Annotated in this window: 22 protein-coding genes; 10 read left to right on the top strand and 12 right to left on the bottom strand. The window is 72.8% G+C overall.

Features of this window, described 5'->3' with window-relative positions:
* Nucleotides 1–213: 213 nt before the first annotated feature.
* The 9 genes from rpmH (at nucleotide 214) to ABT015_RS04600 (ending at nucleotide 7,004) form a co-directional block, all read left to right on the top strand.
* Complete coding sequence (gene rpmH / locus ABT015_RS04640) at nucleotides 214–351, top strand: 50S ribosomal protein L34 (protein WP_030392420.1); 138 nt, start codon at nucleotides 214–216, stop codon at nucleotides 349–351.
* Between the two features lie 20 nt (nucleotides 352–371).
* Nucleotides 372–800 (top strand): ribonuclease P protein component, encoded by a 429-nt coding sequence (gene rnpA / locus ABT015_RS04635; protein ID WP_350876735.1) that lies wholly within the window; start codon nucleotides 372–374, stop codon nucleotides 798–800.
* On the top strand, nucleotides 797–1,168 hold the full coding sequence (yidD, locus tag ABT015_RS04630; RefSeq protein ID WP_063348465.1) for a membrane protein insertion efficiency factor YidD: 372 nt from the start codon (nucleotides 797–799) through the stop codon (nucleotides 1,166–1,168). The genes rnpA and yidD overlap by 4 nt, the downstream gene beginning before the upstream one ends.
* The gene (gene yidC, locus ABT015_RS04625) at nucleotides 1,165–2,328 is read left to right on the top strand and encodes a membrane protein insertase YidC (RefSeq protein ID WP_350876733.1); all 1,164 of its coding nucleotides are present in this window, start codon (nucleotides 1,165–1,167) and stop codon (nucleotides 2,326–2,328) included. Before yidD ends, yidC begins: the two co-directional genes overlap by 4 nt.
* Nucleotides 2,329–2,410: 82 nt before the next feature.
* Nucleotides 2,411–2,941 (top strand): Jag family protein, encoded by a 531-nt coding sequence (locus tag ABT015_RS04620; protein ID WP_063348467.1) that lies wholly within the window; start codon nucleotides 2,411–2,413, stop codon nucleotides 2,939–2,941.
* Between the two features lie 178 nt (nucleotides 2,942–3,119).
* Nucleotides 3,120–3,959: a 16S rRNA (guanine(527)-N(7))-methyltransferase RsmG gene (gene rsmG, locus ABT015_RS04615; protein WP_350876731.1), complete on the top strand. Its 840-nt coding sequence runs from the start codon at nucleotides 3,120–3,122 to the stop codon at nucleotides 3,957–3,959.
* A gap of 283 nt (nucleotides 3,960–4,242) precedes the next feature.
* Complete coding sequence (locus ABT015_RS04610; RefSeq protein WP_350876943.1) at nucleotides 4,243–5,193, top strand: ParA family protein; 951 nt, start codon at nucleotides 4,243–4,245, stop codon at nucleotides 5,191–5,193.
* A 14-nt stretch (nucleotides 5,194–5,207) separates the two neighbouring features.
* Nucleotides 5,208–6,260: a ParB/RepB/Spo0J family partition protein gene (locus ABT015_RS04605; protein ID WP_350876729.1), complete on the top strand. Its 1,053-nt coding sequence runs from the start codon at nucleotides 5,208–5,210 to the stop codon at nucleotides 6,258–6,260.
* Between the two features lie 126 nt (nucleotides 6,261–6,386).
* On the top strand, nucleotides 6,387–7,004 hold the full coding sequence (locus tag ABT015_RS04600; protein ID WP_350876727.1) for a GNAT family N-acetyltransferase: 618 nt from the start codon (nucleotides 6,387–6,389) through the stop codon (nucleotides 7,002–7,004).
* 82 nt (nucleotides 7,005–7,086) lie between these two features.
* Here the strand turns inward: ABT015_RS04600 and trxA are convergent, their stop codons facing one another.
* The 7 genes from trxA to ABT015_RS04565 form a co-directional block, all read right to left on the bottom strand.
* Nucleotides 7,087–7,413: a thioredoxin gene (trxA, locus tag ABT015_RS04595; RefSeq protein WP_350876725.1), complete on the bottom strand. Its 327-nt coding sequence runs from the start codon at nucleotides 7,411–7,413 to the stop codon at nucleotides 7,087–7,089.
* 142 nt (nucleotides 7,414–7,555) lie between these two features.
* Nucleotides 7,556–8,524: a thioredoxin-disulfide reductase gene (gene trxB / locus ABT015_RS04590; RefSeq protein WP_350876723.1), complete on the bottom strand. Its 969-nt coding sequence runs from the start codon at nucleotides 8,522–8,524 to the stop codon at nucleotides 7,556–7,558.
* A gap of 202 nt (nucleotides 8,525–8,726) precedes the next feature.
* Nucleotides 8,727–9,716, bottom strand: a complete 990-nt coding sequence (locus ABT015_RS04585) for a hypothetical protein (protein WP_350876721.1) — start codon at nucleotides 9,714–9,716, stop codon at nucleotides 8,727–8,729.
* Nucleotides 9,713–10,444, bottom strand: coding sequence for an RNA polymerase sigma factor SigM (sigM, locus tag ABT015_RS04580; RefSeq protein ID WP_350876718.1), 732 nt, complete (start codon nucleotides 10,442–10,444; stop codon nucleotides 9,713–9,715). Before sigM ends, ABT015_RS04585 begins: the two co-directional genes overlap by 4 nt.
* Before the next feature lie 45 nt (nucleotides 10,445–10,489).
* Nucleotides 10,490–12,466, bottom strand: coding sequence for a protein kinase family protein (locus ABT015_RS04575; RefSeq protein ID WP_350876716.1), 1,977 nt, complete (start codon nucleotides 12,464–12,466; stop codon nucleotides 10,490–10,492).
* Between the two features lie 307 nt (nucleotides 12,467–12,773).
* Nucleotides 12,774–15,263: a murein biosynthesis integral membrane protein MurJ gene (murJ, locus tag ABT015_RS04570; RefSeq protein ID WP_350876714.1), complete on the bottom strand. Its 2,490-nt coding sequence runs from the start codon at nucleotides 15,261–15,263 to the stop codon at nucleotides 12,774–12,776.
* A gap of 57 nt (nucleotides 15,264–15,320) precedes the next feature.
* Complete coding sequence (locus ABT015_RS04565) at nucleotides 15,321–17,900, bottom strand: DUF6049 family protein (protein WP_350876712.1); 2,580 nt, start codon at nucleotides 17,898–17,900, stop codon at nucleotides 15,321–15,323.
* 331 nt (nucleotides 17,901–18,231) lie between these two features.
* Here ABT015_RS04565 and ABT015_RS04560 point away from each other — a divergent pair, with 331 nt between their 5' ends.
* Nucleotides 18,232–19,656, top strand: a complete 1,425-nt coding sequence (locus tag ABT015_RS04560) for a CCA tRNA nucleotidyltransferase (protein WP_350876941.1) — start codon at nucleotides 18,232–18,234, stop codon at nucleotides 19,654–19,656.
* Between the two features lie 58 nt (nucleotides 19,657–19,714).
* On the opposite strand, the gene ABT015_RS04555 is transcribed toward ABT015_RS04560, so the two are convergent.
* From ABT015_RS04555 to ABT015_RS04535, 5 genes are all read right to left on the bottom strand, one after another.
* On the bottom strand, nucleotides 19,715–20,785 hold the full coding sequence (locus ABT015_RS04555) for an LppU/SCO3897 family protein (protein WP_350876710.1): 1,071 nt from the start codon (nucleotides 20,783–20,785) through the stop codon (nucleotides 19,715–19,717).
* Between the two features lie 33 nt (nucleotides 20,786–20,818).
* Nucleotides 20,819–21,463: an LppU/SCO3897 family protein gene (locus tag ABT015_RS04550; protein ID WP_350876708.1), complete on the bottom strand. Its 645-nt coding sequence runs from the start codon at nucleotides 21,461–21,463 to the stop codon at nucleotides 20,819–20,821.
* Between the two features lie 96 nt (nucleotides 21,464–21,559).
* Nucleotides 21,560–22,897 (bottom strand): MFS transporter, encoded by a 1,338-nt coding sequence (locus tag ABT015_RS04545; protein ID WP_350876706.1) that lies wholly within the window; start codon nucleotides 22,895–22,897, stop codon nucleotides 21,560–21,562.
* 140 nt (nucleotides 22,898–23,037) lie between these two features.
* Complete coding sequence (locus tag ABT015_RS04540) at nucleotides 23,038–24,120, bottom strand: inositol-3-phosphate synthase (RefSeq protein WP_350876704.1); 1,083 nt, start codon at nucleotides 24,118–24,120, stop codon at nucleotides 23,038–23,040.
* Nucleotides 24,121–24,246: 126 nt separating this feature from the next.
* A complete protein-coding gene (locus ABT015_RS04535; RefSeq protein ID WP_350876702.1) occupies nucleotides 24,247–24,948 on the bottom strand; it encodes a PadR family transcriptional regulator in 702 nt (233 codons plus the stop codon).
* Nucleotides 24,949–25,172 lie beyond the last annotated feature (224 nt).

Genomic DNA, 25,172 nt, shown 5'->3' with positions numbered 1-25,172 from the left:
ACCGTAACCAGGTCGAGTTGTCGATGGCCGCTGCCGCATGTCCGCGGGTCCACCCGCTCCATAAGGCGCGCAGCACGGGCGCCGTGGATTGCCCTGAACCCCAGCCGAACTGGGGCGATGGGTCGGATTTCCGAATCAGGGGAGATCACGCGGACGCACGGTGACGGCCAAGCGATCCCCCGTCATCCTACGATTCACCTCAGGAGCCCCCGAGTGAGCAAGCGCACCTTCCAGCCGAACAACCGTCGTCGCGCGAAGACCCACGGCTTCCGGCTGCGTATGCGTACCCGCGCCGGCCGCGCCATCCTGGCTGCCCGCCGTGGCAAGGGCCGCACCAGCCTGTCCGCCTGATCCACGACAGAGAGTCTGTTGTGCTGCCCTCCGAGAATCGGCTGCGGCGGCGCCAGGACTTCGCGACCGCGGTGAAACGCGGTCGCCGGGCCGGCCGGCCCCTTCTGGTCGTCCATCTCAGCAGAGAAGGCGACCCCAAGGGGCAGACCGACCGGACCAGCGACTCCCGCCCGCACGTCGCCGAGGGGACTCCTTCGGCGCGTGCGGGTTTCGTCGTGAGCAAGGCCGTCGGCCCGGCGGTCGTCCGCAACCTGGTCAAGCGCCGGTTGCGGCACCTCGTTCGTGATCGTCTGTCCAGGCTGCCCGCCGGTAGCCTGATAGTGGTGCGTGCGCTGCCCCAGGCCGCGACCGCCTCGTACCAGGACCTCGAACGTGACCTGGACGCGGCGCTGAAACGGTTGCTGAAGGTGGAGTCCGCCACGACGGCGCCGACGGGAGCAGGACGATGAAGTTCCTGCTGATGGGTCTGATCAGGGTCTACCAGTGGACCATCAGCCCACTGCTCGGTCCGGTCTGCCGTTACTACCCCTCCTGTTCGCACTACGGCTACGAGGCCGTGAAGGTGCACGGGGCGGTCAAGGGCGGCGGACTGACCGTGTGGCGCATCCTGCGCTGCAATCCGTGGACGCCCGGCGGGGTCGATCACGTTCCGCCGCGTAAGCATCCGGTGTGGCACCGGCGGCTGCGAGACTGGCTGAGCAGCCGGTCCGCCACCGGACAGCCGGTGACCACGACCCCCGCCGGTCCGGACCCCGAGGGCCCGGCGACCATTGGTCCCGAGGGGCCAATCCACATGTCCAAGGAGCCTGACCGGTGACCTTCTCCTTCCTGAATCCCCTGTACACAGCGGTGTCCTGGATCATCGTCCAGTTCCACTCGCTGTACAGCAACATCTTCGACCCGGACGGTGGCTGGGCCTGGGGTCTGGCCATCGCCTCGATGGTGGTCGTCATCCGGATCTGCCTGATCCCGCTCTTCGTGAAGCAGATCAAGGCGACCCGGGCCATGCAGGCGATCCAGCCGAAGATGAAGGCCATCCAGGAGCGCTACAAGAACGACAAGCAGCGCCAGTCCGAAGAGATGATGAAGCTGTACAAGGAGGCGGGTACCAACCCGTTCTCCAGCTGCCTTCCCATCATCGTGCAGGCGCCGTTCTTCACCGCCCTCTACGGCGTGCTCGCCAAGGTCGCCAAGAGCGAGCCGATCGGCGTCATTCACGGCGACCTGCTGCTGAGCGCCGGCAAGGCGCACATCTTCGGTGCCCCGCTCTCCGCGACCTTCGTCAGCAGCCACGAGACCAGCGTCAAGATCGTCACCGCGGTGATGATCATCATGATGTCGCTGTCGCAGTTCATCACCCAGCGCCAGCTGATGACCAAGAACGTCGACCTCACGGTCAAGACGCCGTTCATGCAGCAGCAGAAGATGCTGATGTACGTCTTCCCGGTGATGTTCGCCGTGATGGGCATCAACTTCCCCGTCGGTGTCCTGGTCTACTGGCTGACCACCAACGTCTGGTCGATGGGCCAGCAGCTGATCGTCATCCACAACAACCCGACCCCGGGCAGCAAGGCGTGGGACGAGCGGCAGGTCCGTCTGAAGAAGGCCGGCCGGCTGAACCCGGACGGTTCGGAGATCAAGGGCGCGCTCTGGGGCCTGCTGCCCCCGTCCAAGTCGACCCTCGACGCCGCCTCGGCGGCGGCCGCCGTGGTCGAGGAGTCGGCGCAGGCGCGCCGCCAGCAGCCCCGCAAGCAGACCAAGGCGCAGCGCCAGCAGAGCGGTGCCGGTCAGCACACCGCCGACCTGACCAAGGACACCGAGGCCCCGGCCGAGGAGCCCGCCGACACCGTCCCGGCCGACTCAGGTACCAAGCCGGCGGCCGCCCAGCAGGGACCGGCCAAGCCCGGCGCGGCCAAGCCGGGCACCGCTCGGCAGCAGCCCAAGCGTGGCGGCCAGCGGCCGAAGAAGAAGTCCTGACCGGCCCTGGACCCGTTGTGACAGCGCGCAGAGCTTCGTTCCCGGCCCACCAATCTGGGCCCATCTCCGAAGGAGTCCATCAGTGACGGAAGGCACCACCTCCGCCGTCGAGGCCGAGGCCGCCGCCAGCACCGACGAGAACGTCATCGCCCGACTGGAGCAGGAGGGCGACATCGCGGCGGACTACCTGGAGGGTCTGCTCGACATCGCCGACCTCGACGGTGACATCGACATGGACGTCGAGGGCGACCGCGCCCTGGTCTCCATCGTCGGTGAGGGCAACGACCGCGCGCTGCAGCGCCTGGTCGGCCAGGACGGCGAGGTGCTGGAGGCGCTGCAGGAGCTGACCCGGTTGGCTGTCCACCGGGAGACCGGGGAGCGCAGCCGCCTCATGCTGGACATTGCCGGCTTCCGGGCCCGCAAGCGCTCCGAGCTGGCCGCGCTCGGTGCCGAGGCCGCCGAGCAGGCGAAGAGCAGCGGCGAGCAGGTCAAGCTGCGGCCGATGACGCCCTTCGAGCGCAAGGTCGTCCACGACGCGGTCGCGGCCGCCGGTCTGCGCAGCGAGTCGGAGGGCGAGGAGCCCGAGCGGTGCGTGGTCGTGCTGCCGGTCTGAGGCCGGCGGTACGACGACCGGCCGCCTCGGCGGCCGGTGGGCTTCACCGGACGCGACCCCGTCCGCCTCGTGCGGGCGGGGTCGTCGTCCCTTCGCGGGGCGTGGGCCCGGCGCGAGATGTTTCACGTGAAACTGTGCGGAGAGCGGGTCGGTGGATCCGGGGATCGGAGAGGTCGAGATGGACACGGAGAACGCGGCCGCTGGCCGGCCGGGGGCGGACGACGTGAATCCGGCCGCTGCGGGGCCGGCCGCCGAGGCGGTCGAGGCGACCGAGGTGCCCGAGCTGGCCGAGGCCCCGGCCGTCGCCCGGGAGGTCTTCGGTGATCGTTTCGACGCCGCGGTCCGCTACACCGAGCTGCTGGCCACCGCGGGCGTGCGGCGCGGGCTGATCGGGCCGCGTGAGGTGCCCCGGCTCTGGGACCGGCACGTCCTCAACTGCGCGGTGCTCGCGGAGCTGCTGCCGGCCGGCTCCACCCTGTGCGACGTCGGCTCCGGCGCCGGCCTGCCGGGCATCCCGGTGGCGCTGGCCCGTCCGGACGTCTCGGTGACGCTGCTGGAGCCGCTGCTGCGGCGGACCACCTTCCTGGAGGAGGTCGTCCGGGAGCTGGGGCTGGAGAACGTCACGGTGCTGCGCGGCCGCGCCGAGGAGATGGTCGGCAAGCTCGCGGTGGACGTGGTGACCGCCCGGGCGGTGGCGCCGCTGGACCGGCTGGCCGGCTGGGGGATGCCGCTGCTCCGTCCGCACGGGCAGATGCTGGCGCTCAAGGGCGACAGTGCCGAGCAGGAGCTGGCCGACTCGCGGGCCGGGCTGACCAAGCTGGGCGCGGTCGAGTGGAGCGTGATCTCGGTCGGCGAGGGCACTCTGGAGACCTCGACCCGGGTGGTCCAGGTCAAGGCGGGGGAGAGCCCCGGCGGGGTGAAGGCCGCGACCCGGCGGGCGAAGGCGGCCCGGGCCGGACGCAACGCCGGCGTCCGGACCGGCGAGCGCAGCCGGGGCGGGCGGCGCCGCAGCCGCTGAGGCGGGTGACGCCGGACACGCTCGACGACGGGCGGGTGGTTCCTCCTGAGGGGGGAGCCGCCCGCCCGTCGGCGTTCCGGTGACCGTCGGGGTGACGGCCGGTCGACGGGAGGACACCGGAGTGTCGCAACGTCAGATTTCCGACATAGCGGGCATGGTGTTTCACGTGAAACGTCGCTCCTTGCTCTCGGGAATCCTCGGCCGCAGCCGGGCGGCGACTGTTGCCGCTCCGGTTTCACGTGAAACACTGACCCCCATGCAGGACTCGGAGACCATCGACCAGATCGATGACACGCCCATCGCGAGGGCTGCCCAGGCTGCGGTTCAGGCGATCGGCCGAGCGGGTGAGGGCCTGCCCCGCCCCGGCGCCACCCGGGTGATCGTGGTCGCCAACCAGAAGGGCGGGGTCGGCAAGACCACCACCACCGTCAACCTGGCCGCCTCGCTCGCCATGCACGGACTGCGCGTCCTGGTCGTCGACCTCGACCCGCAGGGCAACGCCTCCACCGCCCTCGGCATCGACCACCACGCCGAGGTGCCCTCCGTCTACGACGTCCTGGTCGAGGGCAAGCCGCTCGCCGACGTGGTGCAGCCGGTGGTGGACGTCGAGGGGCTGTTCTGCGTCCCCGCGACCATCGACCTGGCCGGCGCCGAGATCGAACTGGTGTCGCTGGTGGCCCGGGAGAGCCGGCTCCAGCGCGCCATCGCCGCCTACGAGCAGCCGCTGGACTACGTCCTGATCGACTGTCCGCCCTCGCTGGGCCTGCTGACGGTCAACGCCCTGGTGGCCGGGCGGGAGGTGCTGATCCCGATCCAGTGCGAGTACTACGCGCTGGAGGGCCTGGGCCAGCTGCTGCGCAACGTCGAGCTGGTGCGCGCGCACCTCAACCCCGCGCTGCACGTCTCGACCATCCTGCTCACCATGTACGACGCCCGGACCAGGCTGGCCGCCCAGGTCGCCGAGGAGGTCCGGACGCACTTCCCGCAGGAGGTGCTGAGCACCGCGATCCCGCGCTCGGTGCGCATCTCGGAGGCGCCCAGCTACGGTCAGACGGTCCTCACCTACGACCCGGGCTCGACCGGGGCGCTCTCCTACCTGGAAGCCGCCCGCGAGCTCGGGCTGCGCGCGGCGGGGACGGGCGGCGGCCCGCTCCTGGGGCAGCAGCGGCACGGCAGCGGTACGGGGCACGGAGCCCCGGTGGCACAGCACGGTACGACGGAGGGTCATCGGTGAGTGGTCGCAGGGGTTTGGGACGAGGGCTCGGGGCGCTGATCGGCCCCGCCGTGCCGGTGGACGGCGGGGCGGCGGCACAGCCCGCGACGGCCGTGCCCACACCGGCCCCGGTGGGGGCGACCGGCGCGACGTCGCCGACCTCGGTACCGACGCTGCCGACCGGCCGCGGCACGGTGGCGGCCCGGGCGGCCGCGGAGAAGCAGGCGCAGCCGGCGCCGGTGGCCGGTGCCTTCTTCGCGGAGCTGCCGCTGGACGCGATCACGTCCAACCCGCGTCAGCCGCGTGAGAACTTCGACGACGACAAGCTGGCCGAACTGGTCGTCTCGATCAAGGAGGTCGGTCTGCTCCAGCCGATCGTGGTGCGCCAGGTCGCGCCCGATCGCTTCGAGCTGATCATGGGCGAGCGCCGCTGGCGCGCCTCCAAGGAAGCCGGGCTGAAGGAGATCCCGGCGATCGTCCGTGCCACCGAGGACGACAAGCTGCTGTTGGACGCCCTGCTGGAGAACCTGCACCGGGCCGAGCTGAACCCGCTGGAGGAGGCGGCCGCCTACGACCAGCTGCTGCGGGACTTCTCCTGCACCCACGACGAGCTGGCCGACCGGATCGGCCGCTCGCGTTCGCACGTCTCCAACACGCTGCGGCTGCTGAAGCTCTCGCCCACCGTGCAGAGCCGGGTCGCCGCCGGGGTGCTGACCGCCGGCCATGCCCGGGCGCTGCTCGGGGTGCCGGACGACGAGCGGCGGGAGCTGCTGGCCAAGCGGATCGTCGCGGAGGGCCTCTCGGTGCGGACCACCGAGGAGATCGTCGCGCTGATGGCCGAGGAGGAGGACCGGAAGCCGAAGCGCCAGGCGCCGAAGGCGGGCAAGCTGATCTCCCCGGCCTTCAACGATCTGGCGAGCCGGCTGTCGGACCGCTTCGACACCCGGGTCAAGGTCGAGGTGTCGCAGCGCGGCGGCAAGCTGGGCAAGGGCAAGGTGGTGCTGGAGTTCGGTTCGGTCGAGGACCTGAACCGGATCCTGGACAGCCTGGCCCCGGGCGAGGACGGTCTGCGGCTGTCTCAGGGCTGAGAGCCGGGCCGGGGACGACACCCGAGGGGTGCATGTTCCGCGTGAGCACTGTTTCACGTGAAACATGCACCCATCGGCGTCTGTGGGGGCATGCTCGACCGTGAAGTGGAGGAGGAGATGCGGGGCATGGGACGCCGGATCGCTCCGCTGACCCTGGACAACCTCGCCGATCTGCCGACGACCTGCCGCTCCTGCGTGTTCTGGGAGCTGGACCCGGTCAGCGGGAAGGCGGCGGTGGAGTCCGGGAAGCCGGAGCTGGAGAAGGAGGGGTGGATCTCCGCGGTGCTGCTGGAGTGGGGGTCCTGCGGCCGGATCGTCTACGTGGACGACCAGCCGGCCGGCTTCGTGCTGTACGCGCCGCCCGCCTACGTCCCCCGGTCGCAGTCCTTCCCGACCAGTCCGGTCTCACCGGACGCCGTTCAGCTGATGGTCAGCCGGGTGGTTCCGGGCTACCAGCGACAGGGGCTCGGCCGGGTGCTGGTGCAGACCGTGGCCAAGGACCTGCTCGGGCGCGGGGTGCGGGCGATCGAGGCCTTCGGCTCGGCCGGTCCTGAGCCGGTCAGCTGCGTGCTGCCGGCCGACCACCTGCTCGCGGTCGGCTTCAAGACCGTCCGCTCGCACCACCGCTACCCGCGGCTGCGGCTGGAGGCGCGCACCACGCTCTCCTGGCGGGGCGATGTGGAGGTGGCGCTGGAGCGGCTGCTCGGCGGGGCGCGCAAGGAGCCGGCGCTGCGGCCGTTCTGAGGCCGGAGGCGGGTGGAAACGACGGCGGCGGGGCTCCCCGGTGTGGGGAGCCCCGCCGCCGTGCGGTCGACGACCGGTCGACCTAGATGAAGCCGTCCAGCTCGCGCAGCAGCGCGGCCTTCGGACGGGCACCGGTGATGGACTTCACCGGCTCGCCGCCCTTGTAGAGGATCAGGGTCGGGATCGAGATCACGTTGTACTCGGCCGCGGTCGCCTGGTTGGCGTCCACGTCCAGCTTGGCGATGGTCAGCTTGTCGCCGTGCTCGGCCGCGATCTCGTCCAGGATCGGGGCGACCTGGCGGCACGGGCCGCACCAGGTGGCCCAGAAGTCGACCAGCACGGGCTTGTCGCTGTCCAGGACGTCGGCCTTGAACGTCGCGTCGGTGACGGTGGTGGTGGCGCCGGCCACGGGAACTCCTCGGGTTCGGACGGAGGGGGCTGCTGCCAGGTGAACAACGGGCGGGCCCGTTCTGTTTCGCCCTGGCCGGGGCGGGGGTGTTTCACGTGAAACGGGTGCACACCCCCGCGGGGGTCGATCGGTGGGGAGGAGGTCAGACCGCCACGGCGGCGCTGGCCTTGGCCTCCAGGTCGTCCAGGGCGGCGAGGTGGCGCTCGGCGTCCAGCGCGGCGGAGCAGCCGGTGCCGGAGGCCGTGATGGCCTGGCGGTAGGTGTGGTCCACGACGTCGCCGGCGCCGAACACGCCCGGGACGTTGGTCCGGGTCGAGGGCGCCTCGACCTTGAGGTAGCCCTCCGCGTCGAGGTCCAGCTGGCCCTTGAACAGGTCGGTGCGCGGGTCGTGGCCGATCGCGATGAACAGGCCGGTGACGGCCAGCTCGCGGGTCTCGCCGGTGGTGGTGTCGCGCAGGGTGACGCCGGTCAGCTTCGGGTCGCCGTGGATGGCCTCGACCGCGCTGTCCCACTCGAAGCGGATCTTCTCGTCGGCGAAGGCGCGCTCCTGCATCGCCTTGGAGGCGCGCAGGCTGTCCCGGCGGTGGATGATCGTGACGCTCTTGGCGAAGCGGGAGAGGAAGGTCGCCTCCTCCAGGGCGGTGTCGCCGCCGCCGACCACGGCGATGTCCTGGTCGCGGAAGAAGAAGCCGTCGCAGGTGGCGCACCAGGAGACACCGCGACCGGAGAGCTTGTCCTCGTTCGGCAGGCCCAGCTTGCGGTGCTGGGAGCCGGTGGTGACGATCACGGCGCGCGCCCGGTGCACGTTGCCCTCGGAGTCGGTGACGGTCTTGATGTCACCGGTGAGGTCGACCGAGACGATGTCGTCCGGGATCAGCTCGGCGCCGAAGCGCTCGGCCTGCGCCCGCATGTTGTCCATCAGCTCGGGGCCCATGATGCCGTCCCGGAAGCCCGGGAAGTTCTCGACCTCGGTGGTGTTCATCAGGGCGCCGCCGGCGGTGACGGCCCCCTCGAACACCAGCGGCTTGAGGGAGGCCCGCGCCGTGTAGAGCGCGGCCGTGTAGCCGGCCGGGCCGGAACCGATGATGATCACGTTACGGACGTCGCTCACTGCATCTCCTGGTTCGCATCGCGACCCGCGCTAGGTGCGGGGAGGGCGGTCCTGCTCCGCCGCCCGGGACAACGACTGACCAGTGTCTCGCATTCCCAGGCGGATCAGTACCAGGCGGCCGCACTGTGGGAGCGGCGCGGCGCCCTGTTCGTCGATCGCATGGGAACGGAGCCCCGGCCCCTGGGACGCCCGCCCCGGGACGTCAGCGGGTGGGCACGGTGCGCTCCAGCACGACCGGGCCGCAGCCGGGGGAGCGCAGGTACACGTCCGCGAACCCGGGCCGGCCGGGCGTCGGGTAGACCAGGACCTCGACCGGGGCGCCCGCGTAGCTGCCGTGGTCGGTGGCCAGCGGCACGCCCTCGGCGGGGGCCGGGCAGGCCGGCGGGGACGACGGTGGGGAGGACGGCGGGGAGGACGGCGGGGAGGCCTGGGTGGTGAGCTCCTGGCGGCCGTCGGCGGGCATCGCGGCGGAGGGCTTGGCGGGCCCGGTCGGGCGCAGCCCGGGGGCGGTGCCCGACCGGGCCAGCAGCTGCTGGATCTGGGTGGCGAGCTGGTCGTCCTGGTAGGTCGGGCCGGCTCCCGCGGCGTGGTCGGCGCGGGAGCTCTGCACGGTGCCGGGGCTCGCGCCGGTGCCGAGGGAGGCGGAGGCGGGGGCGCCGGCGGACAGTGCCGGGTGCTGGTCGTCCTGGCCGGCCGGGTGCAGCAGCAGGGTCGCGCCGAGGGCGATCGCGGCCAGGGCGGCGGTCGCGCCGAGCAGCAGGCCGGCGCGCCGCCGCCGGGGGCGGGGGCGGCCCGGGCCGGTGGGCGCGGCGGGCCGGGAAGGGGGCGCGGCGGGCGCCGCGGCGGTTCGGGTGGCCGGGGCGGGGGCGGCGGCCCGGGAGGCCGCGACGGGGGCGTTCTGGGCCTCCTCCGCCGCCGCCGCGGCGACGGCGGCCGCGGCGAGGGCGGCGTCCAGCCGGGCGGCGACGTCGGCGGGCATCGGCGGGGCCTCGACGGCGCCGAGCAGTGCCTGGACCTCGTCGAGCGCGTCGGCGGTCTCGCGGCACTCGGTGCAGCCGTCCAGGTGCCGGCGCAGCGTCCGGGCGGCGTCGGCGGACTCGACGAGCCCCTCGGCGAGGTCGGCGAGCTCGTCGACGGAGGGGTGGTCCTCGGCGGGGCCGGCGGGGCCGGGGGAGGAGAGGTGGGCCGTCATCGCGTGCTCGCGTCTCCTTCCAGAACCGTCCGACCGGTGTTCGGGCCTGTCCCTGTGACGGTGCCGGCGCCCGTCGGGTTCCCCGGCGCGTTCCGCCGGGGTGGCGGGGCCGCGCCGGGGGCGTTCGGTGTTCTCGGTGTTTCACGTGAAACATCCGGAGCGCCGCCGCTCTCGCGCAGGTGGCGGACCAGCGGGAGGAGCCGGGCCCGGCCCCGGGCGCAGCGGCTCTTCACCGTGCCCACCGGGACGCCCAGCAGCTCGGCGGCCTCGGCGACGGGGTAGCCCTGCATGTCGACCAGGACCAGTGCGGCCCGCTGCTCGGCGGGCAGCTCGGCGAGCGCGGCGGCCAGCTCGCGCTGCACCTCGGCCCGGACCACCGGGGAGTCGGCCGGTTCCGCGGCGCCGACCAGGGTGTCCAGGCGCCGCGGGTCCTCGTCGAGCGGGGTGGTGCGGCGGGTGGCGCTGCGCCGGGCGCGGTCCAGACAGGCGTTGACCACGATCCGGTGCAGCCAGGTGGTGACCGCCGAGCGGCCCTGGAAGCCGGGGGCGGCGCGGAAGGCGGAGACCAGGGCGTCCTGGAGGGCGTCGGCGGCCTCCTCGCGGTCGCCCAGGGTGCGCAGGGCGACCGCCCAGAGCCGGTCGCGGTGGCGGTTCACCAGGAGGCCGAAGGCGTCCGGGTCGCCGGCGACGTGTCGGGCGAGCAGCGCCGCGTCGTCCTCCGCCACCATCACCCCTCGCCCCCCTCGCCGTCGTTCCGCGGGCCGGACCTCCGGTCAGCCGGAGACCTTGACCTCGGCGACCTGCCCGCGGAACTTGCCATCCGTATCCTTCGGCAGGCTGGTCAGCCAGATCAAGAGGTAGCGGGTGTTCGTCGGGGCGTTGAGGGTGAAGTCGACGCTGCTGCCGCTCTTCTTTCCCACGGTCGTGAAGGAGGTCAGCGGCGCCTTCTGCGGGTTGTCCGCCGCCTGGGCGTTCGGGATCCGCAGCTCGGCCGTGGTGGTGCCGACGAACTGGACGTTCACCGAGCTGACGGCGTGCGGAGAGCCGAGGTCGATCAGCAGACCGGTGCCCTCCTTGTAGCCGCCCGGGACGAACTGGTCGTCGTAGCCGTAGGTCGGCCAGCTCGTGTTGGGGTCGCCGTCGATGGCCTTGGGGAGGGCCCAGGCGGATTCCGCCGAGTCGCCCTTCGGGTTGTACGAGAGGGCGGCCTTGGGCGCGATCGGCGTCGGGTTGTGGGTGCTGGCCTGCGGGGTCGGTGCGTCGCTGGTGGCCGTGGCCCGCGGAGTGGTGACCGGTCCGGTGTTGCGCAGGTTGTCCACGAACTGCCAGGAGGCGACGCCGATGGCGCCCAGGGCGACCGTCCAGGCCGTCGCCTTGACGACCCGGCGCAGCCGCCGCCGGGTGCGCCGGTTCGAGGTCGGCCGGGACGAGGCGGGCAGCGGGGCGACGGCCGGGTCGGCCACCCGGGTCGGGTTGGGGGCGGTCGGCAGCGCGTGGGTGTTGTGCCGGGGCGGGGCCGGGAAGGCGGGCAGTTCCGGTTCGGGCTGGCGGATCCGGGGCATCTGCGCGATCGCCCGGGTCAGCTCCTCCGGGGTGGTGATCGGCTCGGCGTGGTGCGGCGGATGGTCGAACAGGGCCCGCGCGGCCAGCTCGGACAGGCCCTTGTGGACGCCCGCGCGGACCTGGTCCGGCGCGGCGTTCTGGAGGCCCTTTGGCAGGCCCTGGAGGTCGTAGCGGTCCTCCGGGTAGGGCCAGCGGTGGGTGAGCGCGGCGAACAGCAGGGCGCCGATCGCGCGGGTGTCGGTGCGCTCGGCGCTGTCGGTGCCGTCCTCGTCGGGCAGCCCGCGCAGGGCGGCGTCCACCGCGATGCCGTTGATCCGGTACTGGCCGCTGTCGGTGCGCAGCACGCAGCGCGGGGTGAGCCGCAGGTGGGCCTGGCCGCGCCGGTGGGCGGCGGCGACCGCGTCGGTCACCTGGCGGACCATCTGGTACGCCTCGTGCGGCTCCATCGGGCCGTCGGCGAGCAGCTTGGCGAGGTCGGAGGCGTGCGGCAGCCACTCCCGCACGACGTAGACCAGCTCGCCCTCCTGGACGGCGTCCAGGACCTGGACGAAGCGCGGGTCGCCGAGCAGGGCGGCGGACTTCGCGGCGGCGAGCACCTTGCGGGCGCGCTGGTGGCCGGAGGCCATCAGGTGGACGCCGACGGCCCGGCGCAGCTTCTCGTCGACCGCGCGCCAGCTGCTGAAGGTCTCGGTCTGGGAGATGCACTCCTCCAGCCGGTACCGGTGGCCGATCGTGTCGCCGCTGTGCCGCATCGGGGCGGGGAGGGTGCGGGGCAGGGTGGCGGTGTCGCGCGGGTCGACGGTGGGCTGCGGGTCGGTGGGGCGGCGCTTGGCGGCCGCGGGCTCCGGGGCGGCGGGCTTGCGCCGGGCGGTGCCGCCGGCGGCCAGCTCGGCGGCGATCTCGTGGACCGAGAGCGGAGCGGTGATCTCCGAGGTCTCCTCGCCGCGGGGGGTGTCCTGGCCGGCGTCGGAGGCGTCGGTGTCCGCGTCGGCGGCCACCGGGGTGTCCGGGGCGGCGGCCCGGTCCTCGGGCGCGTCCTCGGACGGGTTCTTGGAGGAGGTGTCGGCGGCGCCCGCCTTGGCGGCCTTCCCCGCCGTGAGCTCGTCGATCGCCGCGGCCAGTGCGGCCTCGTCCGCCGCCGCGTCAGCTGCTGACGTGTCGACGACCGCCTTGGTGCCATCAGCCACCGTGGTCCTGCCTCCCCTTGTGTCGCCCCGGCTTGAGAGAGTCGCTGGAGCCCGCGGGTTGGCGGCCACGTGCTCCAGGACAATTGTGCCCACTCTTCTCCACCGAGTACGACCGCTGAGGGGCGCGCTCGGTTGCGTGCTGGTGGAGAGATGTGGTGCAGATCCGACACCGGGCCGCCATCTCGCGGCCCGGGCGGAGCCGGGCGCGGGCGGCGGCCCGGCACCCGGCCGGACGGGCGGAGGAGCCGGTGGCTCCCGTTGACACCCGGTCAGGGCGCCCGCTCGTCCGGTCGGTCGGTGTGGTGGATCAGCGGCCCAGCCGGCCGCGCACCATGCCGAGCATGGCGTTGAGCTCCTCGATCCGCAGGCGCTTCGCGATGAGCACGAACACGGCCAGCTGGAGGCCGCCGCCCGCGACGAGGGACAGCACGCTGCCCATCCAGCCGTCGAGCACCTGTTGGACCGCCAGGCTGACGCCGAGGCCGACCAGCGCGGACGGCACACCGGCGGTGGCCAGTCGGCTGTAGGTCTTGCCGATCCGCTTGCTGTCCAGCCCGCCGATCTTCTTCTTCAGCTTCGGCAGTGCGACCGCCACCCCGACGGCGTAGGCCAGACCATAGCCGAAGGCCATCCCGATCACGGTCCACTGGGCGGGCAGCAGGAACCAGCAGAGCACCGAGAACCCGGCCTGGCAGACCGCGACCCAGACGGTGTTGGAGAACGGCGTCCGGGTGTCCTCGTAGGCGTAGAAGCCGCGCAGCATCACGTACTGGGCCGAGTACGGGATCAGCCCGAGCGCGAAGGCCGAGAGCATCAGACCGACGTTGGTGGCGTTGTCCAGGGCCCGGTCACCGCCGCCGATCCCGTAGATCGAGCGGGCGATCGCCGGGCCGAGCGACAGGAACAGGAAGGCGCCCGGGACGACCGCCACCGCGCTGGTGCGCAGCCCGTACGACAGGTCGTCGCGGACGGCGCCGGCGTCCTCGTCGGCCGCCGCCCGGGAGAGCCGGGGGAGCACCGCGCTCATGATCGAGACGGTGATCACGGCCTGCGGGAGCTGCCAGATCAGCAGGGCGTTGGAGAACGCCGCGAGGCCGACGCCCTCGTGGCCGCCCTTCTCGGCGGCGCTGCCGGCGGCGGTGGCCAGCTGGGTGATGACCAGGAAGCCGGCCTGGTTGGCGAGCACGAAGAGGAAGGTCCACTTGGCCAGTCGGGCGGCCTTGCCCAGGCCGTGGCCGCGCCAGTCGAAGCGCGGCCGGTAGCGGAAGCCGGCCGACCGCAGGTACGGGATCATCGCCAGCGACTGGACGACCAGGCCGAGCAGGGTGCCGAGGCCGAGCAGCCGGACGCCCTCGGGCGAGATGCCCTCGGGGGTCACGTGCGTGCCGCTGTAGCCGCCGTACACCCAGATGTAGGCGCCGAAGGTGAAGATCACCACGATGTTGTTGAGGACCGGGGTCCACATCATCGCGCCGAACCGGCCGCGGGCGTTGAGGATCTGCCCCATCACCACGTGGACGCCCATGAAGAAGATGGTCGGCAGGCAGTACCGGGCCAGCGCGACCGTGGTCTCGGCGCGCTCCGCGTTCTCCATCATCGGGTGCGAGATCAGCTGCACCAGCAGCGGTGCTCCGAGCACCGCGAGGAACACCACGCCGCCGAGCCCGACCATCACCAGGGTGAGCAGCCGGCTGGCGTACGCGGTGCCGCCGTCCTCGTCGTTCTTCATGCTGCGCACCAGCTGCGGCACGAAGACGGCGTTCAGCGCGCCGCCGCCGATCAGGATGTACAGCAGGGTCGGCAGGGTGTACGCGGCGTTGTACGAGTCGCCCATGACGGCGACGCCGATGGCCGCGGTGATCACCATGGTCCGGACGAAGCCGGTGCCGCGGGAGACCAGCGTGCCGGCCGCCATGATCGCGCTGGAGTTCAGCAGGCTCGCGACCTTGCCGCCGCCGCCGGCCGCCGGGGCGGGCTCGGCCGCGGGCGCGGGCGCGTACTGCGCGGCGCGCTCCTCGGCGACGAGGTCCGCCAGCGGCTCCACCGCCGGCGGCACCGCCACGGCGGCCACCTGCATGGTGGCCTCGTCCTCGGAGAGCGGCGGGTCGAACTCGATCGGGGGGACGAAGGGGCGGTGCCCGTCCGGGCCGGCGTACTGCTGCTGCCCCGGGTAGCCGCCCGTCGGCGGGTACGGCGCGGGGGCGACCGGCGGCACGGCGGCGGGGGGCGGGGGCGCGACCGGCGGTGCCGTCGGGTGCGCCGGGGCGGGCGGGGGCACCGGCGGTTGGGCCGCGGCCTGCGCCTGGTGGCCGCCGAACAGCGCGTCCACCCCGACGTACTCGGTGGTCTCGCTGTCCCAGGTCGAGTGCGCCGGGCCGGGCTCCCACTGCGGCCGGGGCTGCTCCGGGCCGCCCCACTGGCCGCCGCCGGCCGGAGCCGGGGCCTCCTGCCAGGCGGCCTGCACCGGGGTGTCCCAGCCGGGCTGCACGGGCGGCACCGGGGCCGCGAACGGCGTCGGCGCCGAGTACTGTGCCGGCGGCACCGGCGTCGGGTAGCCGCCGCCCTGCGGCGGCAGCTGCGGCGGCACGTCGTACGCGGTGGCCGGCGGCTGAGGTGCCGCGGGCCGGTCGGCCCGCAGACCGTACGGGTCCTGGCCGGCCTGCGGGTTCCCGTACGCGTCGGCCGCGTACGGGTCCTGGGCGTAGGTGTCGGCCACGTACCAGTCGCCGGACGGCGACTCGGCGCCCGGCCGGTTCTCACCGCGGCCCGGCGGCCGCTCCTCGCTGCGCCCGGTCATGTCACCTCTTCGCTGTCGTGGGGGAGGCCGGCCCGGCGTCGCGGGGTCTCGGCGGTATCAAGGACCAACCTTCTCATCACTGGCGGTCCGATCCCGGCCATCCGCGTTGCTGCCGCGCGGTGTCTGCGTGGGGCCGGCCCCGGTGGATCCGCCGCCGGAGCCGTCCTCGGGGCCGTCACCGGGGCCCTTCCCGGCAGGTCCGCCGGCGCCGCCCCCGGTCTCGCCGTCGGGCTTCTCGCCGCTCGCGTCCCCGCCCGCGCCCTGAGCCCCGTCCCGGGCCTCGTCCGCCGCCGGGTCCTGAGCCCCGCCCGCCGCCGGGCCGTCGACCGGCTGGTCGCCGTCGGCGTGCGGCTGCCCGGCCCGCCGCTTGCGCTGGCGCACGAAGCGCAGCGCGGCCAGCAGCAGCAGGGCGGCGGCGGCCGCGAAGACGTACAGCACGCCGTTGGTCACCGAGGTGACGTCCACCCTGAACTGCTGCGGTTCGCCGTACTTCTGCGGGTTGGGGCCGGTGGTCCAGAGCTGGGCGGTCATGTACACCGGGCCGTTGCTGTGCGCCTCGGCGTTGAACCGGAGGGTGACGCTCTGGGAGGCGGGGATGACCAGTTCCTCCTCCTTGCCCACCCGCAGCCGGTTCGGCTGGGTCGAGGTGAGCACCAGCTTGAGGTTGGTGACGGTCTGGGTGAGGTCGTTGCGGACGCTGACCTGGAGCAGACCGGTGTTGCCGGCGAAGGTGACGACGTTCTTCTTCGGCACCCGGACGGCCCCGGTCAGCTCGTCCAGGTACTTGGCGACGTCCGCGCGGTAGGTGCTGCCGGCCGCCGCGTTGGTGCGCCACTCGGTGGACAGCGAGCGGACCATCGCGGCGCTGAACGGGCCGCGCACCCGCTGGGGCAGGGTGAGCACCCGCATCAGCGTGTCCAGGTTCTGCTGGATCTCGTCGGTGCTGCTCAGCTCGGCCGCGGACAGCTCCGAGGCGCGGACCTGGGCCGGGTAGTCGGCGGCCGCCGGGACGGCGGTGTTGGCCTTCGGGTCGGGCGAGGCCTGGGCCAGGGTGTCCAGCTTGACCGGGGTGAGCCACTTGTTGTCGGAGGCCGTCTGCAGGGCGTCCGCCAGCACCTTGGCGGTGCTCGCGGTCAGGTCGCGCGGCGGCATCACCAGCAGGCCGCGCTGGTTCTGCGGCTGCTCGTGGGTGATCGTGTAGGTCTCGGCGAGGAAGCGCTGGTTCGCCCTGGTCTGCGCCTGCGGGGAGGCGAGGTCGGTCTGGAACAGCGAGGAGACGGTCTCGTCGGCGACCACCGCGTTCTGCCCGTTGCCGATCGGGCGCACCGCGGTCGGGGTGTAGTTCATCGCGTCCGGCTCCGGCATGCTCGCGCCGTTGACCAGGACCAGGCCGTCGCCGGCCTGCTGGGCGATGCCCGCGATCTGCTGGTCCAGGTAGCCCTGGTACGGCCAGGCCACGTCCGAGCGGGTGTCGACGGACAGCCGCCCCTCGACGGTGAGCCGGCCGGCGGTGGCCGCCTTGCCCAGGGCGGTGGCCATCCCGGTCAGGTCGGCGCCGTTGTGCGCGATCGAGGCGAGGTCCGGGTCGGCGTAGGGCAGTGACACCACCTGGCCGCCCGGCTTGGCGACGGCGGCCCGCAGCTTGTCCAGCCAGGCCGTGGCGGCGGCCTGGCCGGTGCCGGGGACGGTGTTGTCGTCCTTGGCCGGCTTGCCGACGTCCTGGCCCGGCTTCTGCACCCGGTACGGCCTGGTCATCGCGAACGCGGTGTCCAGCAGGTCCGGGTCGACCACCCAGGTCAGCCCGGTCATCTTGGCCCCGGTGTCCACCAGCTCGTACAGCCGGCCGCCCGGGGAGAACTCGGCGGTCAGGCTGTCGTCGCGCAGGACGGGGACGGGCTGGTCGTTGTCGGAGTAGGTCTGCGCGGCCAGCACCGGCGCGTGCACCAGCGGCCAGAGCGTGGTGACCTTGCCGGGCTGCGCCTCGGCGCCGCCCGGGTTGTACGGCAGGAAGGTCCGGGCGATGCCCAGCGGCCGGTCGCGCTGGTTGTCGGCGGTCGAGCCCCAGGCGTCCACCGCGAGCTCGTAGACGCCGCTGTCGGACAGCCCGAGGTCGCTCACCGAGACGCTCAGGGTGTAGGGCTGGTTCTGGCCCGGTCCCAGCTCGGGCAGGGCGTACTGCGGGCTGTCCAGCTCCACGCCGTCGTAGCTGCTCGGGCCGCTGCGGGTGGCCACCAGGGACAGGTCGCTGCGCCGCTGCAGCGGCTTGCTGGACAGCGGCTTGCGGACGGCCGCGTGGGCGTTCTTGACCGCGGCCTTGCCGGTGTTGGTGACGTGCCCGGTGATCTTCACGATGCCGTTCGGGCTGGCCACCTGAGGTGCCACCGTCTCGATGGTCATCTCCACCGGGTACTCGGCCGAGACGCCGTTGTCGGCGGTCGGCCGGATGCCGCCCCCGGCGGGTAGCGCCGCGGCCGGGGCGACCGCCGAGAACAGGGCCAGGGCGGCCCCGCAGACGGCGGCGAGGCGGCGGGCCGCCCGTTCCGCGCGCCGCCCCGTACGGTGCCCTTCGACGGGGCGTTCGGTCCTTCCGGGCCGTCGTTCCGCCCCCAGGCCCGAGTGCCGTGCCGGCTCACTCACTCGTTCCGCCCTCGCCGTTCTCGATCGCTCGCTGCTGATGCTGTTCGCTTGACGTTCTTCGCTTGACGCTGTTCGCCGCGCTGGTGCCGCGGGAGCTCCGCCGACCACGGCGGCACGCGACACCGCATCCCCTGTCCGGTGCCCGAGACTCGTCCACCGGCATGGTAACGATGCAGCCCGTGGTGCAGTGTTGCGGGCCTCGGGGTGAGACGCCCAAAACGCGCGGGCGGTTGACCTGTCGGGCCACGTACTCTTGTGAGCCGTGTCCACTGCCAATGAGTCCACCGCGCACCTCGACCGTTCCAGCACCGCCGTCCAGGCCGTCCCAGGCCTGAGCGAGGCCCAGACCCTGGGGCTGCAAGAGCTGCTGCGGGTGTCGCCGGTGGCCGACGAGATCGCCCGTCGGTTCGAGGCGGCCGGCCACCGGCTGGCCCTGGTCGGCGGTTCGGTGCGGGACGCCCTGCTCGGCCGGCTCGGCAACGACCTGGACTTCACCACCGACGCCCGCCCGCAGCAGGTGCTCAGGCTGGTCAAGGGCTGGGCGGACGCGGTCTGGGACGTCGGCATCGCCTTCGGCACGGTCGGCGCCCGCAAGGACACCCCCGAGGGCTCCTTCCTGATCGAGATCACCACCTACCGCTCCGAGGCGTACGACCGGACCTCCCGCAAGCCCGAGGTCACCTACGGCGACACCATCGAGCAGGACCTGGTCCGCCGGGACTTCACCGTCAACGCGATGGCCGTCGACCTGCCCGGCCGCGGCTTCGTCGACCCGCACCACGGCCTGGAGGACCTGGAGGCCCGGGTGCTGCGCACCCCCGCGACCCCCGAGGAGTCCTTCTCCGACGACCCGCTGCGGATGATGCGCGCCGCCCGCTTCGCCGCCCAGCTCGACTTCGAGCCGGCCCCCGAGGTCGTCGCCGCGATGACCGCGATGGCCGAGCGGATCACCATCGTGTCCGCCGAGCGCGTCCAGGCCGAGCTGAACAAGCTGCTGCTGGCCAAGCATCCGGTGAAGGGCCTGCGGCTGCTGGTCGACACCGGCCTCGCCGACCACGTGCTGCCCGAGCTGCCCGCACTCCGGCTGGAGCGCGACGAGCACCACCGGCACAAGGACGTCTACGAGCACTCGCTGACCGTCCTGGAACAGGCCGTCGACCTGGAGCAGGACGGCCCGGACCTCACCCTGCGGCTGGCCGCGCTGCTGCACGACATCGGCAAGCCGCGCACCCGCCGCTTCGAGTCGGACGGCCGGGTCTCCTTCCACCACCACGAGGTGGTCGGCGCCAAGATGACCCGCAAGCGGATGCGCGAGCTCAAGTACTCCAAGGAGCTCACCGAGGACGTCTCGCAGCTGGTCGAGCTGCACCTGCGCTTCCACGGCTACGGCGGCGGCGAGTGGACGGACTCCGCGGTGCGCCGCTACGTCACCGACGCCGGACCGCTGCTGGAGCGCCTGCACAAGCTCACCCGCTCCGACTGCACCACCCGCAACCGCAAGAAGGCGGCGGCGCTGTCGCGCACCTACGACGGCCTGGAGCAGCGGATCACCGAGCTGAAGGCCAAGGAGGAGCTGGACGCCGTCCGCCCGGCGCTGGACGGCAACCAGATCATGGAGCTGCTCGGGCTCAAGCCCGGCCCGCAGGTCGGCAAGGCGTACAAGCACATGCTCGAACTCCGGCTGGAGCACGGCCCGCTGGAGCACGACGAGGCGGTGGCCGCGCTGCGGGCCTGGTGGGCCGAGCAGCAGGGCTGAGCGACGCCGCGAGGGGTGGTCCCGGCGTCGGCCGGGACCACCCCTCGGGCGTGCCGGGTCAGCCGTGCAGGCTCTGCAGGCAGAGCACGTAGTCGAGGGCCGGCAGGTTGGAGTAGGTGCGGGTGTAGGTGCTGTCCGACTTCGGCTGCTTCTCGCAGACCTTCTCGTCGGACGTGGCCAGGTACTTGAAGACCACCTTGTACTGGGCGCGGGAGTCGCCGCAGGGCAGCATGGTGATCTTCGGGTTGGCGTCGTGGGTCGCGCCGGTGCCGTTCTCGTTGCGCAGGCAGTCGCCGGGGTTGGCCCGGTCGATGCTGTCGGCCGCGGTGCTGGGGGCGGTCGGCGGCGGCAGCGTGATGGTGGGCACCGGCGGCAGGCTGAACGTCGGCGAGGGGAACGGCCGCGGCGCGTGGGTCGGCAGCGGCGGCGCCGAGAAGGTGGTCACCGGGGGCACCGCCACCGTCGGTACCGCGATCGGCGCGGCCGGGCCGTCGTCCTTCGGGCCGAGCACCCCGGTGGCGGCCAGGACGAGCGTGACGACCACCGAGAGCGGCAGCAGCAGCATCAGCGCGTGCGGCCGCCGGCCCAGCGGGACGCCGGGGTCGAGCTGGGGGCCGTGGCTGCCCGGGACGGGCGGCGGCAGCCGCTTGACCTTGCCGTTGGCGGCGAGGTTCAGCAGCAGGGTGATCGGCGCCAGCAGCACCGACGCCGGGCTCCACCAGCCCTGGACCAGGGTGCGGGCGGACAGGTCGCGCACCGTCGCCGTCCCGCAGGTGCGGCAGAACGGGCCCGGCATCCGCAGCATCCGGTAGGCCAGGACCAGGCCCTGGTGGCCGCGGACGGTGGCGTCCACGGCCGGGAAGCCGCCGCAGAAGCGGCAGGCGGGACCGCCCTGCGGCGCCGGCGGCGGGTACCCGTACCCGTACCCGTACCCGTAGCCGGGCGCGGGCTGCGGGGGGTAGCCGTACGGCTGGTCGGGCGGCGGCGGGGCGGCCGGGTAGCCGTAGCCGGGCGGCGGGCCCGGCGGCGGGGGCGGGGTCGGCCGGGCGTAGGGGTTGTCGGTGGCGTACGGGTTGCCGTCGTCGGGCGGCGGGGCGCCGTACGGCAGTTGGGGCGGCGGAACGGACAAGAGATCCCCCGGGATGCGGTGGTGGTGGAGAGGTCAGGCCTTCCCCGGCAGCGGGGCTCCGGCCGGGGTCATCGGGCCGAGGCAGAGCACGTACCGCTTCTTGTTCCAGCGGCGTCCACTCTTGCCCGAGACGGCGCTGGTGGTCTGCGGCGTCTGCCGGCAGCGGTTCACGTCGGTGGTGTCGCCGAATGTCGACAGGACCCGGTAATTCGCTTTGGCGTCAGTGCACTTGACGATCTCGACATCGCGCGTGCCGCTCACCCGGACGCAGTCGCCGGGCTTGGCGCTGCTGACGCTCGGCCCGCTGACGAAGTAGCCGACGGCCAGCGCGAGGCAGCCGCCGACCACGCCGACGATCCGCAGCTTCGCCTTGACGCCGCGCTTCGCGGGGGGTGCCTCGGCGGCCGGGGCGACCGGCGGGTAGCCGTACGGGCCGGCGGGCGGCTGCTGGCCGTACGGCGGTTGGGCGGCGTGGCCGGGCGGTTGCTGGCCGTAGGCCGGGGGCGGTCCGAAGCCGGGGGGCCCGGGCTGGGGCGGCCCGGGTTGCGGCGGTCCGAAGCCGGGAGGCCCGGGCTGGGGCTGCGACGGGATGTACGGCACCTGCCCGTACGGCGGGGCCGGCTGCGGGGGCGGCCCGTACGGCGGAGGTGGCCCGTACGGGCCGGGCGGTGTGCTCATCAGTTCGTCCCCCGAGGCCGAGTGCTGTCGCTCCGACAGGTCTGACGTACCTTAGCGACTCGGTCGGACGCCCCCGTTCCGAGGGGCCGAGGGCCTTCAGGAGGCCTGGTCGCCGGGGAGCGGCCCGTACCGCCGGGCGGAGCGCAGGTAGAGGAGCGCGGCGAGCCCGTACACCGCGGCGACCCCGACGACCACCACGACCGAGCGGCCGGAGAGCGGCAGCACCAGCGCCGTGACCAGGGCGGCGGTCACGAAGGCGACGTTGAACAAAACGTCGTAGATCGCGAAGACCCGGCCGCGGTACTCGTCCTCGACCGACTCCTGGACGACGGTGTCGGCGCAGATCTTGGTGCCCTGGGTGACCACCCCGAGCAGCAGCGCCGCGATCAGGCAGGGCAGCAGGGTGAAGCTCAGGCCGAGCGCCGGGACGAAGAGCACCGGGGCCGCCAGGCAGACCGTCATCCAGCCGGCCAGGCCGAGCCGCCGGGTGCACCAGGGGCTGATCACCGCGGCGACGAAGAACCCGGCGGCGGACAGGCCGACCGCCTGGCCGAGCGTGACCAGTCCGGCCGCGCTGTCGGCCGGGTCGTTGAAGGTGTACCGGGCGAGCATCACCACGACCACGATCAGCACGCCGTAGCAGAACCGGGCCGCGGTGACGGCGGCCAGCGCGTGCACGGCGGGCCGGCAGTCCCGCACCAAGTGGCGTACGGCGGCGCCGAGTTCGACGGCGGCGCGGACCAGCGCCTGGCCGAGTGCCGGGCGGTCGCCGTGCTTCTCCGGGCCGAGCAGGTCGCGGTCCATCCGGCGGGCGGCCAGCGCGGCCGACAGGTAGAGCAGGGCGGCCACCGTGACCAGCGCGGCGTCGGCCTTCGGCCCGGGGGTCATCACCTGGTGCAGCAGGAAGCCGACCCCTCCGCCGGAGGCGGCGGCGACGGTGCCCAGCGTGGGCGAGAGCGCGTTGGCGGTGACCAGCTGGTCCTGCTCGACCACCCGGGGCAGGGCGGCGGACAGGCCGGCCAGGATGAACCGGTTGAGCGCGGTGACCAGCAGCGCCGAGGCGAAGAACAGCCAGGTCGGCGCCTCCGCCAGGAGCAGGGCGCCGGTGACGAGGCCGAGCCCGAAGCGGGCCAGGTTGCCGTAGTAGAGCACCTGGCGGCGGCGCCAGCGGTCCAGCAGCACCCCGGCGAACGGGCCGATCACGGAGAACGGCAGCAGCATCACGGCCAGCACCGAGGCGATGTCGGCGGGGGAGGACTGCTTCTCCGGGGAGAACACGACGTAGGCGGCGAGCGAGACCTGGAAGACGCCGTCCGAGAGCTGGGAGAGCACCCGGGCGGTCAGCAGCCGCCGGAAGTCCCGGCCGCGGAGCAGACCGAGAAGCGTGGCACGGTGTGCGGACTGGTGGGTGCTGCCGTTCTCGGTGATCGCCACCCGCCCAGAGTGCCATGGAACCGGCCGCTGTTTCACGTGAAACATTCGTCGAGAAACGGTGGAGGGCCCACGATCCGATGATCGTGGGCCCTCCGGCGCGGCCGGCGGCGGTCACCCGCCGCCGGCTCCGGCGCGCTACCTCAGCGCTCGACCTCGCCGCGGATGAACTTCTCGACGTTCTCCTTGGCCTCGTCGTCGAAGTACTGCACCGGCGGGGACTTCATGAAGTACGAGGAGGCCGACAGGATCGGGCCGCCGATGCCGCGGTCCTTGGCGATCTTCGCGGCGCGCACGGCGTCGATGATGACACCGGCGGAGTTCGGGGAGTCCCAGACCTCGAGCTTGTACTCCAGGTTCAGCGGGACGTTGCCGAACGCGCGACCCTCGAGGCGGACGTACGCCCACTTGCGGTCGTCCAGCCAGGCCACGTAGTCCGACGGGCCGATGTGGACGTTGTCGGCGCCCAGCTCGCGGTCGCGGATCTGCGAGGTGACGGCCTGGGTCTTGGAGATCTTCTTGGACTCCAGGCGCTCGCGCTCGAGCATGTTCTTGAAGTCCATGTTGCCGCCGACGTTCAGCTGCATGGTGCGCTCGAGGATGACACCGCGGTCCTCGAACAGCTTGGCCATCACGCGGTGCGTGATGGTGGCGCCGACCTGGGACTTGATGTCGTCACCGACGATCGGCACGCCGGCCTCGGTGAACTTGTCCGCCCACTCCTTGGTGCCCGCGATGAACACCGGCAGGGCGTTCACGAAGGCGACCTTGGCGTCGATGGCGCACTGGGCGTAGAACTTGGCGGCGGCCTCGGAACCGACGGGCAGGTAGCAGACCAGGACGTCGACCTGCTGGTCCTTGAGGACCTGGACGACGTCGACCGGGGTCTCGTCGGACTCCTCGATGGTCTCCCGGTAGTACTTGCCCAGGCCGTCGAGGGTGTGGCCGCGCTGGACGGTGACGCCGGTCGGCGGCACGTCGCAGATCTTGATGGTGTTGTTCTCGCTGCTGCCGATGGCGTCGGCCAGGTCGAAGCCGACCTTCTTGGCGTCGACGTCGAACGCGGCGACGAACTCCACGTCGCGGACGTGGTACTCACCGAACTGGACGTGCATCAGCCCGGGGACCTTGCCGGCCGGGTCGGCGTCCTTGTAGTACTCGACACCCTGCACCAGCGACGCGGCGCAGTTGCCCACGCCCACGATGGCTACGCGAACCGAACCCATTCCGGTTGCTCCCTGTGATCTCATGAGGGCCGCCGGGGTCGACGGCACTCGTCCTGCTTCTTCGATGACTGCTTGTACGGGCGCGAGGCGCCCACTCCTGCCGCGCGGCACAGGGCTGACGCGGTGTCAGCGCTCCTGGGCGGAGCGCCCCGGGCGGTCGTACGGTGGCCCGGGCGGGTCCTGGGACCCTTCCTCCTGGTCACGGCCGTCCGAAGTCTTGTGGGGTACGGCGGTGGTGTTGCCGCCGGTCGCGGGCCCGGTCCGGCCGGTGCGGTTGGCCCGCTCGGTCTCGATCAGCTCGTTGAGCCACCGGACCTCGCGCTCCACCGACTCCAGTCCGTGCCGCTGCAGCTCGACGGTGTAGTCGTCGAACCGCTCGCGGGCCCGGGCCAGCGAGTTGCGCATCTTCTCCAGTCGCTCCTCCAGCCGGCTGCGGCGCCCTTCCAGGACGCGCATCCGCACGGCCCGGTCGGTCTGACCGAAGAACGCGAAGTGGACGCCGAAGTGCTCGTCCTCCCAGGCGTCGGGCCCGGAGTCGGCGAGCAGCTCCTCGAAGCGCTGCTTGCCTTCGGGGGAGAGCCGGTAGACGGTCTTGGACCGCTTGCCGTTGAGCGCGGTGGCCGGGACGTACTCGACGTCCGGGTTGTCCTCGACCAGGAAACCCTGGGCGACCAGGCTCTTCAGGCACGGGTAGAGCGTTCCGTACGAGAACGCCCGCAACGTTCCGAGCAGGACGTTGAGCCGCTTGCGCAGCTCGTAGCCGTGCATCGGGGCGTCGTGGAGCAGACCGAGAACGGCGAACTCCAGCACTCCTGAGCGCCTGCCCATTGCCGTCGTCCTCCTTCCTCTCGGCCGTTGATCCGGCCGCTGCATCGGGCGGTATGCCGCGTCGATGTATCGGCTCGATATATCGAGAACACTAAACCGGGTCCTCGGAACGGGCAAGGGGGGCACGCGTGAAGGTGATCACAAGCCGACGCGCAGGAGTGATTGGCAACGGGCGTGTAATGATCTGCTGCCGTTTTGCGGTCATTGGGGACTGATGCCCGATT

Source organism: Kitasatospora sp. NPDC094016 (assembly GCF_040304045.1).
Taxonomy (GTDB): domain Bacteria; phylum Actinomycetota; class Actinomycetes; order Streptomycetales; family Streptomycetaceae; genus Kitasatospora.
The sequence above is the reverse complement of the archived record's forward strand: the minus strand, read 5'-3'. Positions and strand labels throughout refer to the sequence as shown.